Genomic DNA, 14,122 nt, shown 5'->3' on the forward strand with positions numbered 1-14,122 from the left:
GCTTGTGCGGATTCGCGGCCGCTCGACGGGTGTGATCCACGCATCATTGACCAACGGAAGTGACCGACTTGGAGTGCGACTGGTGAACACACAAAACATCGACGACGAGCCCGACGTCCTGATCATCGGGGCCGGAGCTTCCGGTGGGGTGGCGGCCCTCGAACTGGTTCAGCATGGCCTGAAGGTCGTCTGCCTGGAGCAGGGCGGCTGGAACCTGCCCGACGATTTCACCGCGGGCAAGCCGGAGTGGGAGCTGACCCGGCTCAAGCAGTGGAATGCCAGCCCCAACGTGCGCCAGAACCAGGCCGACTACCCGATCGACAGCAGCGACAGCCCGGTAGAACCGTTGATGTTCAACGGGGTTGGCGGCAGTACCATCATGTTCTCCGGGCACTGGGTGCGTCCCATGCCGTCGGACTTCCGGGTCAAGACCCTCGACGGGGTCGCCGAGGACTGGCCGTTCACCTACGACGACCTGCGGCCGTTCCTGGATGAGGTCACCCACCACATCGGCGCCTCCGGACTGGAAGGCGACCCGGCCTATCCCGACTCGCACACCTTCCCGCTGCCGCCGCTGCCGATCGGTAAGTACGGGCTGGTCGCCGCGAAAGGTATGGACAAGCTCGGTTGGCACTGGTGGCCCGCGCCCAATGCCATCGCGTCCCGCAAGTACAAGAACCAAGAAGGCTGCCAGCGTTATGGCGCCTGCGAATCCGGTTGCCCGGTCGGCGCCAAAGCCAGCACCGACATCACGCACTGGCGTGACGCGATCAAGCTCGGTGTACAGCTGGTCACCGGCGCCCGCGTCAGCCGGCTGACGGTGAACAAGAGGGGCCTGGTCACCGGTGCCGAATACATCGACTCGGGCGGCGCCCTGCAGCATCAGGGCGCGCGGGTGACGGTGCTGGCGGCCAACGGAATCGGCACCCCACGCCTGCTGCTGAACTCGGCGCCTGACGGTCTGGCCAACTCCTCGGGCCTGGTCGGCAAGCGACTCATGACCCACCCGTACGCCTCGGTCTACGGCGCCTACGACGAAGACCTGGAGACCTGGCTCGGTCCCGCCGGCCAGGCGCTGCAGTCGCTGCAGTTCTACGAGACCGACACCAGCCGCGGGTTCGTGCGCGGCGCCAAGTGGAACCTCATGCCCACCGGCGGCCCGCTGGCGCAGACCCTGTGGGAGCCGGGCAGCAACTGGCGCGACAATTTCGGTGCCAACTTCCATCCGCGCCTGGCGCGCACCTTCGGTCGCTACACCGAGTGGGGCATCACCACCGAAGACCTGCCCGACGAATCCAACACGGTCACACTGGATCCTGACGTCACCGACTCCGACGGCATCCCCGCCGCCAAGATCCACTATGAGATCGGCGAGAACTGCCGGCGGATGCTCGACTTCAACGTCGCGCGGGCCGTCGAGGCCCACGAGGCCGCGGGTGCCGTTGAGGCGCACCCGGTTCCGGTGGTTCGGCACAGCGCCTGGCACCTGCTCGGCACCACCAAGATGGGCACCGACCCGGCGACCTCTGTCGTCGACGAATGGGGCCGCACGCACGACATCCCGAACCTGTTCGTCATCGACGGCAGCACCATGGTCACGTCCACCGGGATGAATCCCACCGCCACGATCATGGCCGTCGCGCTGCGCTCCATGCGGCATCTGGCCGAAACCCGCTCCAGTATCCCGACGGCATTCTGAGGACGACCCATGCTCACTTCCGCACAGCGCCAGGTGTTCGCCACCTTGGCCGACGCTCTCATTCCCGCGAGCGACACCATGCCGTCGGCCACCACAGCGGACGTCTCCGGCGTCCTGCTCGATCAGGTCCTGCGCTACCGGCACGATCTCGTCGACGATCTCACCGCGGCACTCGACGCCAGTGCCGGAAAGGATGCCGAAGCCGCGCTCGACGACCTCGCGATCGGGCAGCCCGAGCAGTTCGAGGCGCTCACCGTCCTGGCGGCGGGTGCCTATTTCCTCAGTCCCGCAGTCAAATCCGCCATGCCCTATGACGGCGCGCCCCGCGCGGCCCGCGACGACATGGACACCTACATCGACATGCTCGAGCACGTCGTCGACCGCGGCTTCGTCATCCGCTGATCCTGCCGTTCTTCACCGAACATTCTGAAATCATCACCACACCAACGTGTAAGGACGTGTCCCATGCCGCATGACAGTGGCTCGAGGGTCGAGTATCTGACCATTCAACCGGTGCCGGAATCTCAGCGCACCGGAAAGGTGCGACACCTGTTCTCGTTCTGGTTCACAGTCCAGATCATCCCGCTCGCGGTGGTGACGGGCCTGCTCGGACCGACGATCTACAAGCTCGACGTCACCTCCACGGTCATCGCGATCATCATCGGCAGCGTCGTGGGTGCCGTGTTCATGGCGCTGCATTCGGTGCAGGGCTCGGGTCTCGGTGTGCCGCAGATGATTCAGGCCCGCGCACAGTTCGGCATGTACGGCTCGCTGCTGGTGATCGTCGTGGTCATCCTGGCCTACGTCGGCTGGATCGTCTCGCTGATGGTGCTGGCGCAGCAGACCCTGGTCGCGGTCTTCCCATCGTTGAATACCACTGTCGCGCTTGCCTTCAGTACGCTCGCCACCCTGGTCACCGTCGTCGTCGGCTACCAGCTGATCCTGCGGATGAATCGGGTGATGGTCTGGCTCTCGGGTCTCGCCCTGCTGCTCACCCTCGGCTATACCGCGGTCGCCGTGATGCACGGCGGCACCGGCAGTGGCGGTTCGGCCGGCTCGTTCAACTGGATCGGCTTCCTGGGCATGGCATCGGTCGCCGGCATCTGGCAGCTGTCGTACGCGCCGTACGTCTCGGACTACTCCCGCTACCTGCCGAGCTCGACGACTCCGCGTTCGGCCTTCTGGTACACGTATTTCGGCACCCTCGTGGGTGCCGTCGGAGCCATGATCGTGGGTGCTCTCCTCGTCGCGGGCCTCGGCTCTGACGCGTCACTGGCGAGCCTGTCGCGCATCATGCCGGGACCGCTGTTCGTCTTCGTGATGCTCGTGTTCTTCTTCGGTGCGGTCGATGCCGGCGTCATCAACATGTACGGGTCGTCGCTGTGCACCCTGACCTGTATCCAGGCCTTCAGGCTGAAGTGGTCACCGAAGTCCTCGGCCAGGAACATCACGGCGACGGTGATCGCGGCGGTCGTTTTCGTCGCCGCCATCGGATTCTCCGACGACTTCCTCGTTCAGTACTCCAACTTCATCAGCATCCTGATTTACCTGTTGATCCCGTGGAGCATCGTCAACCTGATCGACTACTACGTCATCAAGAAGGGGCACTACGACGCCGCCTCGTTCAGTGACCCGAAGAGCGGGTACGGCGCCTTCAACGTCCCGGCGGTGCTCAGTTACTTCCTCGGCTTCGTCATCCAAATCCCTTTCATGTCAACGGCGTTCTATACGGGCGGGGTGGCCAAGGAGATCGGTGGCATCGACACGGCATGGATCGTCGGTACAGTCGGGACGTTCTTCATCTACCTCGGCCTGATCAAGCTGTGGCGGGTGCGCGCGCCCGGTCAGGTACAGAGTGCACTCGCCGCCGAGGTGGCACCATAAGCCAGTTGTCCGCAATCGCGTTCGGTGATCTCGTCGCGAGATACGGTTGACCGGTGAGCATCACGGTTCGCGAATTGCTGGACATGCCGCACCTGCAGTTGCGACTGCACTCGGGCAAGGCCGGCCTGGACCGCCAGGTGACCTGGACGCACACGTCGGACCTGCCCGAGCCCTGGCAATGGGTCAGTGGCGGCGAGTTGTTGATGACCAACGGCATGTCGTTTCCGGCCGATGCCGACGGCCAGGAGCACCTGCTCGACGAGCTGCACCGGATCGGCGCCAGCGGGCTGGCCATCGGCGAACAGATGTACTGCCCGAAGCTCACAGGGCGATTCACCCAGGCGAGCGAACGCCTCGGGCTACCGGTGCTCTGGATCCGCTATCCCATGCCATTCGTGGCGATTTCACGCGCCATTGCCGAGGCCACACTCCTCGAACAGTCTCAGCGCCTCATGCGCACGGCACGCATCTACGACGCGCTGCGCCGCACGACCGGAGGCGATGTGGCCCGGTCCCGCACCGCCGATGCGCTCACCAAGGAGTTGCGGTGCCCGGTCTTCGTCTGCGACCGCGTGACCGCGGAGGCGTATCACCCCGACGGCCCGCATCCGCCGGCAGACGTGAAAGCCACTGTCCGGACGGCGTCGCAGGGCACGCTGGTCGCCGGAGCCCGCTCGGTGCTGACGCCCGGCGGCGTGGAAGTCCTGGTCGGCGAGGTACCCACGCACGACAACGCGGTACTGGCCGTGATCCGCGAGGGCAGCGTCGCCCTCGACGGCGTCCTCGTCCAGCATGCCGCGACCGTCGTGGCACTCGAGCTGTCCCAGACGCACCTGGCACTCGAACACACACGTCGTTCCGGCGCCGAGCTCACGGCGCAGCTCATGGACGGCAGCATCGACCGGCGGGGCGGACGCCGTCAATTGCTTTCCCTGGGACTGGATCCGACGCACTCGGTCTTCGTCTCGGCGACCGGCGCCGATGAACGACGGCTGCGGGATCTCCATGTTGCCTTGTGGCGCCGTCGAATACCGCACGTGACGGCATTCCGGTCGGGTGTTGCCCACGCCGTCATCCCGGGTACCGACGACGCCGTCGAGGCCATCGTCGGTTCGCTCGGTCCGAGCGCCAGGGTCGGTGTCAGCCGGGCAATGCAATCCATGAGCCGCTCTGCGGAGTCGGCACGAGAAGCGACCTGGGCGCTGGGCACCGCGCAACGCACAGAGGAGCAACTGGTCCGGTACGGCAGTGCCACATCATGGTTGGGAGTCGGTGGGGTCGACGATGCCCAGGCCATGGTGGAACGGTGGTTGGGCCCGCTCATCGAGCATGATGCGCAACACCGGACCGGGCTGGTCGAAACCTTGGAGGCATTTCTGGCCAACCAGCGGTCGTGGCAGCGCACGGCCGAAGCGCTCAACGTGCACCGGCAGACAGTGCTCTACCGCATTCACAAGGTAGAAGAACTGACCGGTGCACATCTGACCGATACCGCCGATATCGCTCAGCTATGGCTGGCGCTCCGGTCACGAGACCTGTTGGGCGGCAGCGCATGACGCAGAACGGCGCGCCGGTACGCTGTTGCGGGGCGGATCAGGTCAGCCGGCCGGCGACTGCTTGAAGCGGCGGACCATGAGGGCCACCACCGCGCCGATGGCCAGGACGACGACCGAACCGACGACATTGACCAGTCCGTTGGCAACGTCGAACGGGAACGTGAAGATGATGCCGAGCAGGACGGCCACCTGCAGCACCAGGCCGACGCCGACGACGCCACTCAGCCTGGTGTGCAATGCATGCAACGCGGCGGTCGGCGTGAGCGAGGTGGTCGTGGGCATGAATCGCGCCGCGACGAACTGCGTCATCGGCTTGCCGATGGCGCAGCTCGCCAGGAAGACCGCGGCGGCCACCCCGCCGACCAGTGTCTGCCCGGCCAGCACCAGCCGCGGATCCGTGGTCATCAACGCAACCGCCAGGGTGAGGCCGAACATCAACATCAGGTACCCCGAATACGGATCGAGCCGGCGTGCTTTCACGAGCCCGTACGCCACCGGGATGCCGGCGACGATCTTGGCGGCCAGCAGTGCGCAGTACTCGGAATGCCCGGTGGCGCGAAGTCCGTAGAACGCGACCAACGGCGTTCCGACCTCGAGAACGGTCCGGATGATCGCGCGCCGTTTGGCGGCCGATCCGTCGGCGCCCGGGCGGTCGACCGGCTCCGGTTCGATGGTGTCGATCGACATGGCGGTCATGGTGATGTCCTTCCCGGACGAGTCGGTGGGGTCGCAGTTCAGCGATGCCTACAGCGTCCCGCTCGGCCGGCCGCGGGTCTGTCGGGCGACCGGCCGATGTGGGGAGGAAATCGATGTCCACCGATCGGGGGAGCCGCTGACGGTGGCCGCCCGGCCATGCCCGCCAAATACCCACGTCAACCGGCCTGTCCGCGCTAGTGTCGTCACGACTTCACTCCCGTAAGGAGATTATGGCCATGGGCAGCTACCGGACCGTCCTCGTCGGAACTGACGGCTCAGAATCGTCGATGAAGGCGGTCGAGCACGCCGCGGTGTTCGCGGCGCAGCAGGGCGCGAAGCTGGTGATCGCGACGGCGCATCTCCACGAAGTCGAAAAGGGCGGGTGGGCACGGCCGGCCGCACCGGAAAAGGCAAGTGATCGCCGGGCCGAGGACGCACTGGGACGCGATGGTGGGTACCGGGTGCACGGTGACGCCCACGTGTATGAAATCCTGCGCGACGCAGGCGAACTCGCGCGCGGCATGGGCGCCCAGGACGTGGAGGAGCGGTCCGTCATCGGCGCGCCCGTCGAGGCGCTGGTCAGGTTGTCCGCAGATGTCGGGGCAGAGCTGCTCGTCGTCGGCGATGTCGGGCTGAACTCAACGGCCGGGCGATTGCTGGGTTCGGTCCCCGCCGACGTCGCCCGCAAGGCCAAGATCGACATCCTGATCGTGCACACCGTCGACTGACCGCGCGAGACTGCGAACCCATCTGCGACAGAGCATCTTTGGCGATTCGCTACGTCGTGGTGGTCGGGTCGAACTCCGCGGCAAGCGCGTCGAGTTGCTGCGCCGTTCCATGTTCCCGCCAGCTCGGCTGCTCCTGGCCGGGGAGATACATGCCGTGCTCGGTCAGCACCAGCAGGGTGCCGGCAGCCTCTTTGTGGAACTCGACGCTGGTAACCGACACGGTCGACAACACGTCGCCGGTACGCAGCGTCGACGTTGTGAGAATCCGTTCGTTTGTGGCGATCTCGACGTACTTTGCCTCGAAGGTCAGCGACCGACCCTGTCCGTCGAACCCTCTGGCCGTCTCGAGGCCGCCGACGACGAAGTCCTGCGAGTGCTCTGCGCCTTGGGCCATCCAGCGCTTGCGCGCGTCCGGATTCGCCCACGCGTCGAACACTCGCTCGACCGAGGCCGCATAGTGGCGTTCCAGCGTGAAAGTCGAATGCGTGACGTTCATGATCACTGCTCCTTCAGGTAGTCGTCGAGTTGATCGAGTTGCCGTTCCCATTCCGTGCGTTGTTCGCGCAGCCAGCGTTCCGCCGCGCGCAGTCTCGTCGGTTCGATCCGGCAACTGCGAACCCGTCCGACCTTCTCTGTGACGACGACGCCCGCGTCCACCAGTACCTGGAGGTGCTGCATTACCGCGGGCAGAGACATCGCCAATGGCTCGGCCAGGGTCTTGACCGGCGTCGGCTGTTGCACAAGCCGCCTCACGATGGCCCGACGGGTCGGGTCTGCGAGTGCGTGAAAAACGCGACCGACGTCGTCAATCCCTGATTGGTTAGGCACCTACTTAAGTATCGTCTTCGGGTTCGGGTTGGTCAAGTAAATACTTAACTATTGCTCGCGGCTTTGGCGAAGCGCTCGCTGCCAGGCGACCCGCCATGGGAACCTGATGTCCATGTCCACGCACGACTTTGCGACCTACGAGGAATTCGGCCGCAAGTTCTTCGAGGTCGCGGTCACAGCTGACCGCGTTGCCGAGGGCTTCGGCACGATGGCCGGCGACACCTTCGAGCTGGGGCCCTTTCCAGCTGGTCCGGCAGGCATAGCGCGGGTGACCGCCCGGGTCAGTATCGAACAGCCGCAAGTGACGCGCAGGGATGGCGACATGATCGCCTTCGATGTCCGCATTCCCCTCGACATCGATCTGCTGATCGATCTGCGGGTGGACCGTTCCCGCTTCGAGGTCACGGGCGAGATCGCATTGATCGCCACTGCCCGCGCCGCCGAGCCGCTGCTGCTGATCATCGACATTCCGAAGCCTGAGCGCAAAGACATCACCGTGAACGTGACGTCGCAGACGTTCCGCGGCGAACTCCTGCGGATCGTCGCGGACGTCGACTCCGAGATCAAACGCGTCATCGCCAAGCAGGTGGGCCGCCGCATCGAAGCGCCCGAGGCCCAGTCGGCCAAGGTTGTCGACATCGGTAAGCGGATCGCCAGCGCGTGGACCGGTATCTGATCGCGACGACGAAGGTGAGGCGATAGCGCCGCCCGCGCCATGGCGCGGCTCAGCCCGCAGGCGCAACGCCGTTCAAGACGAAGTCGATGACCTCGCCGGCCACATCGCGTTCTGTCTTGCCCGAGCCGACGGCATTGTGCAACAGCGCCGTCATCATGACCGCGCCGAAAATGCTGATCGCGTCGCTGCGCGGATCCGCGACGTGCCGCAGGGTGCCGTCCGCGGCGCCGGCCTCGAGCACTCGAGCGATGGGTTCGTAGAACGCGTGCTGAACGGCGGAAGCGAGGTCGGGGAGTCGGATTGCCCGTCCCAGGTCGCCAACCAGCGCCATGCTGGTCCCCGGGCGGTTCATCGTATGAGCGACCTGCGCGGTGATGACGGCGACGAGCCGTTCCTTGCCGCTGCCGACGGAATCGGCGGCAGCGGCAACGTCGCGGGCAAGGTCGCCCAGTGAATCCCGCAGTAGAAAGCCGAGGATGTCGTCCTTGCCGGTGAAGTAGTAGTACAGCGTGGCCTTCGGCACGCCGGACGCGGCCGCGATCTCTTCGATCTTGGTGTTTTCCAGGCCCTTGGTGGCGATCAGATCGGCTGCGGCATAGAGCTTGCTCGCCACTGCCGCGGGCACTGTCCGTCCCGATTGTTCAACCACGAATCGAAGTCTACGAGCAGCTGGCGGGTGGAATTCCGCGACCGTGGAACCCGCATTCAAACTGATATGTTGTACTCAGAGTCTAAACCGTCAGTACTAGATGCGTGTCGGAAGGGATCACCATGAGCAGCGTCACCGCAGACGTGGTTGTGGTCGGCTACGGAGCTGCCGGCGTATGCGCCGCACTCGAAGCGCGAGCTCAGGGAGCGGATGTCCTCGCCATCGACCGATTCAACGGGGGTGGTGCGACACAGGTGTCCGGGGGCATCATCTACGCCGGTGGCGGCACCTGGGTGCAGCGTCAGGCCGGTATCGACGACAGCGCTGACGCGATGTACACCTACCTGCACGCCGAGGTCGGCGACTCGGTGCGCCCGGAAACGCTACGGCGGTTCGTCGACGGCAGCCCCGCGATGATCGACTGGTTGACCGGACACGGCGTGCCGTTCGAGGCGTCGGTGTGCCCGTACAAGACGTCGTACCCGAACAACAAGTACTACCTGTACTACTCGGGCAGCGAGAACTCCGGCCAGTTCCGGGCGCTCACCCCGCCGGTCCAGCGCGGCCACCGCGCCAAGGGGCCGGGCGCGTCGGGGAAGAAGATCTACCAGCCACTGGCGGCCTCGGCGACTCGTGCCGGGGTGCGCACGATGTTCCACACCCGAGCCGACTCCCTTCTGACCGACGCCACCGGGCGCGTGGTGGGTGTCCGCACCAGCACCCTCGCACACGCCCCGGCGTGGGTGCAGCGACGCTACGCGACGTACGCCGCGCTGGCGGTGAAACCGGGCATCTACTACCCGCCGCTGCGCGCGGTGATGGATCGGCGCCTGGCCGCCCTGGAGCGCCGGTACGCGCAAACGGTCGACGTCCATGCCCGTAAAGGCGTAATCCTCTGTGCCGGTGGCTATATCGCCAATCGAGAGTTGATCGAACACCACGCTCCCGGATATCGCGAGGGCCTTCAGCTCGGAACCAGTGCGGACGACGGCAGCGGCATGCAGCTCGCCGTCGATGTCGGCGCGGCCGCCGATCGGCTCGACAACGTGTCCGCGTGGCGGTTCATCACCCCGCCCAGTGCCATGCTCGGCGGGCTGGTCGTCGACGAACAAGGGCAGCGCTTCATCGACGAAACCCGGTACGGCGCAGCGATCGGCAACGCGATGGTTCAAGGCCACAACGGTCGGGGATGGATTCTGGCGGACCGGACGCTGCTCGAGCAGGCGCGCAAACAAATGCCACAGCAAGCGATTTGGTTTCAGCGCCTGCAGATGGAGGCCATGTTGCGGACCGATCGTGTCGAGGGGGACACGATCGAAGCCGTGGCCGCCAAAGCGGGTGTCGACCCAGTGGGACTCCACCAGACCGTCACCGAACACAACGACGCCGCGGCCGCGGGACGCCCGGATCCGATGGGTAAGCCGGCCGAGTTCGTCCACCGCGTCGAGCGGGGGCCGTTCTCGCTCATCGCGATCTCGATCAAGCGCAGCCTGATCAATCCGTGTCCGATGTTCACCCTCGGCGGCCTCATCGTCGACGAAGAGACGGGCGCGGTGAAAACTCCGGAGGGACAACCGATCGACGGCCTCTTCGCGGCAGGGCGCACGGCGATCGGCATCTGCGCCAACTCATATGTGAGCGGACTATCGCTGGCCGATTGCGTGTACTCAGGACGGCGGGCCGCAGCGCATGCCGTCCGGCACCCGTCCATCTCTGCTCAGTGAGATCGGAAGCGGCACAACTGATCACGCTGAGCGGCCGGCGCATGCGACCGCGAGCGCTTGCGCGTGGGGAGCCAGGAAAGCAACCAACGTCTCCGAGTCCGCGACCCTGTGCGTGGGTGCAGAGGCGGCCAGCACGGCGATGAGACGGCAATCCTGACCGCGGATCGGGACGGCGAGGCAGCCGTGGCCGGGTACCAGCAGCCCGCGCTGCGAGGCGAATGCCGGGCGCTCGCCGCGCGCGTCCGCGGAGACGATGCGTCCGATGGCCGAGCAATCCGGCTCGGCGACGATGCGGTCGGGATCCGACAGTGGGAAATCCGGATCGATGTCGAACAGTTCCAGTACCGGCTGCGTGGCGGGAGCCAGAGGTCGATGCAGCACCAGGTGTATCCCGAACCGGGCTTCGGCGCGTACCGCGTCCACCGCCTCGCGCACCCGGTCCGCGGGTGTGGACGGGATGCCGACGAGCCGATCGATCCGGCGTCCCAGTGCGAATCCACCCAAATCGGGAGTGCGGACCAGGTATTCGCTCTCGACCAAGACCCCGAGCAAGCGGTACGCAACCGACCGCGACATCCGCAACCGATAGGTGATCTCCAACGCCGTGACTCCTGGCCCCGCAGCCGCCACTTCTTCGATGATGGCCAGGGCGGCGAGCGCGGAGCGCGATCCCGCATCCGGCCGCAACGCGCGTGTCATGGCGAGCCCCGCAGATAGCCGCGCCAGACCGCGGACCGGACTGTTCCGGAGTGCGCGCCAATCGATGCGAAAGCATCCGGGCGGCGGGCTCGTACCCAGTAGCCGACGGCGGCCCACAGCAGCATCCACGCGGCCGACACCGCCGCGCCGGACCACGATGGACCGGCGACCGTCAAACCCCAGAACCCAGCCACCACTGCGGCGAGGACCACCGCGCACGCTGGTCCGATTACCCACACCACGCGACTGGGTTCACCAAGGTGCCGCAGCATCAACGGCATCGCGCCGGCGAGCGCGGCATACGCCAGCAGGTAGCCACAGACCGCCCCGACCACCAAGGATCCGCACACCGCTGTCGGGTTGGCACCAAACGCGCTGACCGCGAACGGCACCCCGAACACGGCCGCCGTGCACACCGCGATCCCCACCGTCGGCGCCTTGCTGCGGAGATCGGTGTGGCCGAGGACTTCTGGGAGCACGCCTTCACGGGCCAGGGACAACAAGACGCGCGCCGCCGCAGTCGTGGACGCCAACGCGCAGGCGAAAAACGACAGAGTCGCCGCGAGATATACCGCCGGCACCAGCATCCGGCCGCCGGGACTGGCCGCCAGTGTCTGGAACCACGAAGTGGGCGTCGCGCCACTGAGCGATTCGGCCTGTGCCAGGGTCGCAAGCAGCACAACGGACCCGCCCACCAACAGTGAACCACGGACGGCTGCCGGCACCGTACGCAGCGGGGCGCGCGTCTCGACCGACAGCACTGTGGCGCTCTCGAAACCGACGAACGCCGTCATCGCCACCGCGATACCGCCGGCCAGTCGGTCGATATCGGGGACGGGAAGCAGCGCGGCCTCCTGCAGGATGTGTCCGTCACCGTGACAGAGCAGCCACAACGACACTGCCACCACGAGTAGTACGGCCACCGCTTCGGTCACCAGTGAAACCCGCGCTGACAGCCGGATTCCGCGAACCAGTACCAGCCCACTGGCCACCGCAAATCCGAGCGCGCCGACCGCGACGAGCCATCCGTGCGCCGTCATCCCCGCCGTGGACGCCAAGCGCAACGCGAACGACGACGATTCCGTGACGGCGAACATTCCCGTGCCGAGGTACCCGAGCAACAGTGCGCCGGCGGTGAGGAATCCGGACATCGGTCCGACACCGATGGCAGCGCAAGTGTAGAGGGAACCGGCAGCGGGCACGCGCCGGGCAAACCCCCGCACGAGCCACGACACCACCAGGGTGATGGCAAACGCGGTAGCCATGCTCGCCACGACGGGACCGCCTTGCGCGGCGACGAGTACGGGGATCGCGGTCGCGGCGCCGCACGGCGCCATCGCGGAAACGGACTGTGCCGCAACATCCGCGGCACCCAACGCCCCTTTGTCCAACCCGCCGAGGCGGGTCCGCGGGCCCAGGCCTCGTAGCGGCAGCGGTTGGTCAGAGACGAGCATCGCCGAGTATAGGAACTCTCCTGTTTCTTCAAGGTTTCCCGCCCGTGTCGCCAACATATCCCGCACTGGGACAACGCTTCCCACACGAATCGCCACCGACGCAACGTGACCGACACCGTCGCGCAAAGGCCTGGCCGCACGCTCGTCGGCACCCAGTTCCCTTCGATACCAACGGAGGTCACGTCATGACAGTGGAATCCACCTCAGTTGCCCCCAGTGAGTGGTGCGGACCACATCCGGCCGCCGACGCATTGGGTGAACTGAACGCCGACATCGCGACGGCGCTCTCTGATGCCAGTACCCGTCGGCGTTTCGATCCGTTTGTCGACATCGACTGGGATGCACCGGAAAATACGGTGCAAGAGGACGATCCGCGTTGGCAGCTGGACTCCGATATCGCGCCGCTCGCGGCGACCGACTGGTATGCGCGGCAACCTCTCGAGCAGCGCGTTGCCATGGGTCGGTGGCTGACCGCGAACATTCTCAAGGTCACGCTGCAGTTCGAAATGATGCTGATTCGCGGCGTGATTCACCACGCCGGCACCTTGCCGAACGGCTCCGCGGTGTTCCGTTATCTACTGCACGAACTGACTGACGAATGCCACCACATCCAGATGTTCCAGGAATTCGTCAACCGCACCGGCGCCGACGTTCCCGGGATGCGCAGAGGCTCCCGGTTCTTCGGGCCGATCCTGGGCTTCATCGGTGGCTATGCCAACATCTTCCTGTTCATCGGAGTGCTGTGTGGCGAGCAGCCGCTGCATTTCCAGCAGACGCTGCAACATCGTGGCGCGGCCGCCGTGCCCCCGCTGCTGAACAAGGTCACCTCGATTCATCTCGCAGAGGAGGCCCGGCACATCTCGTTCGCCAGCCACTATCTGGCGCAGGCGATCGCCGGCGTGGGTCGGTTCCGGCGGGTGTTGTACGCCTTGGCATTTCCCATCTATCTGCGCTGGTTGATCGGTGAGATGATCGCTCCGCCGCGGACGTTCGCCCGGCAGTTCGGGATTCCGCGGCACGTATTCAAGGCCGCCTACTGGCGCAGCGCCCGGTCGCGGCGGATGTTGGCGGAATCGGCCGCCGATGTCCGGCGCGTTGCCGAAGACCTCGGTCTGCGGACGGTCTGGTCGCGATGGGTGTGGCGTCTGCTGGGTATCGAAGGCCGGGTGCCGCGCTACCGCGGCGAGCCCGATCGCAGCCACCCATTCACCCGGACGACTCAGTTTCGAACGGTGACATGGGCGCGGGTGGCGGCCACGGGGATCATGGGAGGTATCGCCGTGGCCGGCACACCCGTCGGTTTACGGATCATCGCAGTAGCGACGCTGGGGGCGGCCGTCTGGGCGTCCTACCACCTGCTGCGGGCCCGTCGCGGTGGAGTGGTGGGTAACCAGCCGTTTGAGTGTCCCAGACTTCTGGTCTGGATCATGGTGTGCGGGATGATGATTCCCGCCGGCGGCTTGATCGGGCTGGCGCTGGTGGTGTCGATGATCCTCGCTCTGGCCGAATTCATGCCGGCGCTGTGAACA

The 14,122-nt window shown here is 66.1% G+C and carries 14 protein-coding genes; 8 read left to right on the forward strand and 6 right to left on the reverse strand.

From position 1 onward, the window contains the following. The first annotated feature begins 73 nt into the window (after nt 1-73). The 4 genes from ACWW1C_RS13735 (at nt 74) to ACWW1C_RS13750 (ending at nt 5,139) form a co-directional block, all read left to right on the forward strand. Nucleotides 74-1,699: a GMC family oxidoreductase gene (locus ACWW1C_RS13735; protein ID WP_455983937.1), complete on the forward strand. Its 1,626-nt coding sequence runs from the start codon at nt 74-76 to the stop codon at nt 1,697-1,699. Between the two features lie 9 nt (nt 1,700-1,708). Further along, complete coding sequence (locus ACWW1C_RS13740) at nt 1,709-2,101, forward strand: hypothetical protein (protein ID WP_455983938.1); 393 nt, start codon at nt 1,709-1,711, stop codon at nt 2,099-2,101. 63 nt (nt 2,102-2,164) lie between these two features. Beyond that, nucleotides 2,165-3,583: a purine-cytosine permease family protein gene (locus ACWW1C_RS13745; RefSeq protein WP_455983939.1), complete on the forward strand. Its 1,419-nt coding sequence runs from the start codon at nt 2,165-2,167 to the stop codon at nt 3,581-3,583. Nucleotides 3,584-3,636: 53 nt separating this feature from the next. Beyond that, nucleotides 3,637-5,139 carry a PucR family transcriptional regulator gene (locus ACWW1C_RS13750; protein WP_455983940.1) on the forward strand — a complete coding sequence of 501 codons (1,503 nt, stop codon included), beginning with the start codon at nt 3,637-3,639 and terminating at the stop codon, nt 5,137-5,139. A gap of 42 nt (nt 5,140-5,181) precedes the next feature. On the opposite strand, the gene ACWW1C_RS13755 is transcribed toward ACWW1C_RS13750, so the two are convergent. Beyond that, the gene (locus tag ACWW1C_RS13755) at nt 5,182-5,835 is read right to left on the reverse strand and encodes a VC0807 family protein (protein ID WP_455983941.1); all 654 of its coding nucleotides are present in this window, start codon (nt 5,833-5,835) and stop codon (nt 5,182-5,184) included. A 236-nt stretch (nt 5,836-6,071) separates the two neighbouring features. Between ACWW1C_RS13755 and ACWW1C_RS13760 the strand changes: the two genes are divergently transcribed. After that, on the forward strand, nt 6,072-6,563 hold the full coding sequence (locus tag ACWW1C_RS13760) for a universal stress protein (RefSeq protein ID WP_455983942.1): 492 nt from the start codon (nt 6,072-6,074) through the stop codon (nt 6,561-6,563). Nucleotides 6,564-6,612: 49 nt separating this feature from the next. Here ACWW1C_RS13760 and ACWW1C_RS13765 read toward each other — a convergent pair whose 3' ends face one another. Continuing rightward, complete coding sequence (locus tag ACWW1C_RS13765) at nt 6,613-7,059, reverse strand: SRPBCC family protein (protein WP_455983943.1); 447 nt, start codon at nt 7,057-7,059, stop codon at nt 6,613-6,615. A gap of 2 nt (nt 7,060-7,061) precedes the next feature. Further along, nucleotides 7,062-7,304 (reverse strand): ArsR/SmtB family transcription factor, encoded by a 243-nt coding sequence (locus ACWW1C_RS13770; RefSeq protein WP_455983944.1) that lies wholly within the window; start codon nt 7,302-7,304, stop codon nt 7,062-7,064. A gap of 199 nt (nt 7,305-7,503) precedes the next feature. On the opposite strand from ACWW1C_RS13770, the gene ACWW1C_RS13775 reads away from it, so the two are divergent. After that, nucleotides 7,504-8,067 carry a hypothetical protein gene (locus ACWW1C_RS13775; protein ID WP_455983945.1) on the forward strand — a complete coding sequence of 188 codons (564 nt, stop codon included), beginning with the start codon at nt 7,504-7,506 and terminating at the stop codon, nt 8,065-8,067. A gap of 49 nt (nt 8,068-8,116) precedes the next feature. On the opposite strand, the gene ACWW1C_RS13780 is transcribed toward ACWW1C_RS13775, so the two are convergent. Then, the gene (locus ACWW1C_RS13780) at nt 8,117-8,716 is read right to left on the reverse strand and encodes a TetR/AcrR family transcriptional regulator (protein WP_455983946.1); all 600 of its coding nucleotides are present in this window, start codon (nt 8,714-8,716) and stop codon (nt 8,117-8,119) included. A 122-nt stretch (nt 8,717-8,838) separates the two neighbouring features. Here ACWW1C_RS13780 and ACWW1C_RS13785 point away from each other — a divergent pair, with 122 nt between their 5' ends. Continuing rightward, complete coding sequence (locus ACWW1C_RS13785; RefSeq protein WP_455983947.1) at nt 8,839-10,440, forward strand: FAD-binding protein; 1,602 nt, start codon at nt 8,839-8,841, stop codon at nt 10,438-10,440. A 21-nt stretch (nt 10,441-10,461) separates the two neighbouring features. Here the strand turns inward: ACWW1C_RS13785 and ACWW1C_RS13790 are convergent, their stop codons facing one another. After that, a complete protein-coding gene (locus ACWW1C_RS13790; protein ID WP_455983948.1) occupies nt 10,462-11,139 on the reverse strand; it encodes a helix-turn-helix domain-containing protein in 678 nt (225 codons plus the stop codon). Further along, a complete protein-coding gene (locus ACWW1C_RS13795) occupies nt 11,136-12,593 on the reverse strand; it encodes an APC family permease (RefSeq protein WP_455983949.1) in 1,458 nt (485 codons plus the stop codon). Before ACWW1C_RS13795 ends, ACWW1C_RS13790 begins: the two co-directional genes overlap by 4 nt. Before the next feature lie 185 nt (nt 12,594-12,778). On the opposite strand from ACWW1C_RS13795, the gene ACWW1C_RS13800 reads away from it, so the two are divergent. After that, on the forward strand, nt 12,779-14,119 hold the full coding sequence (locus ACWW1C_RS13800; RefSeq protein WP_455983950.1) for an AurF N-oxygenase family protein: 1,341 nt from the start codon (nt 12,779-12,781) through the stop codon (nt 14,117-14,119). Nucleotides 14,120-14,122: the final 3 nt, after the last annotated feature.

It is taken from the genome of Mycobacterium sp. HM-7, from assembly GCF_053852335.1.

Bases quoted from the DNA above. Each gene is read 5' to 3' on its own strand.
- ACWW1C_RS13740 (WP_455983938.1), top strand. From the start codon at position 1,709: ATGCTCACTTCCGCACAGCGCCAGGTGTTCGCCACCTTGGCCGACGCT.
- ACWW1C_RS13745 (WP_455983939.1), top strand. From the start codon at position 2,165: ATGCCGCATGACAGTGGCTCGAGGGTCGAGTATCTGACCATTCAACCG.
- ACWW1C_RS13755 (WP_455983941.1), bottom strand. From the start codon at position 5,835: ATGACCGCCATGTCGATCGACACCATCGAACCGGAGCCGGTCGACCGC.
- ACWW1C_RS13760 (WP_455983942.1), top strand. From the start codon at position 6,072: ATGGGCAGCTACCGGACCGTCCTCGTCGGAACTGACGGCTCAGAATCG.
- ACWW1C_RS13765 (WP_455983943.1), bottom strand. From the start codon at position 7,059: ATGAACGTCACGCATTCGACTTTCACGCTGGAACGCCACTATGCGGCC.
- ACWW1C_RS13775 (WP_455983945.1), top strand. From the start codon at position 7,504: ATGTCCACGCACGACTTTGCGACCTACGAGGAATTCGGCCGCAAGTTC.
- ACWW1C_RS13785 (WP_455983947.1), top strand. From the start codon at position 8,839: ATGAGCAGCGTCACCGCAGACGTGGTTGTGGTCGGCTACGGAGCTGCC.
- ACWW1C_RS13790 (WP_455983948.1), bottom strand. From the start codon at position 11,139: ATGACACGCGCGTTGCGGCCGGATGCGGGATCGCGCTCCGCGCTCGCC.
- ACWW1C_RS13795 (WP_455983949.1), bottom strand. From the start codon at position 12,593: ATGCTCGTCTCTGACCAACCGCTGCCGCTACGAGGCCTGGGCCCGCGG.
- ACWW1C_RS13800 (WP_455983950.1), top strand. From the start codon at position 12,779: ATGACAGTGGAATCCACCTCAGTTGCCCCCAGTGAGTGGTGCGGACCA.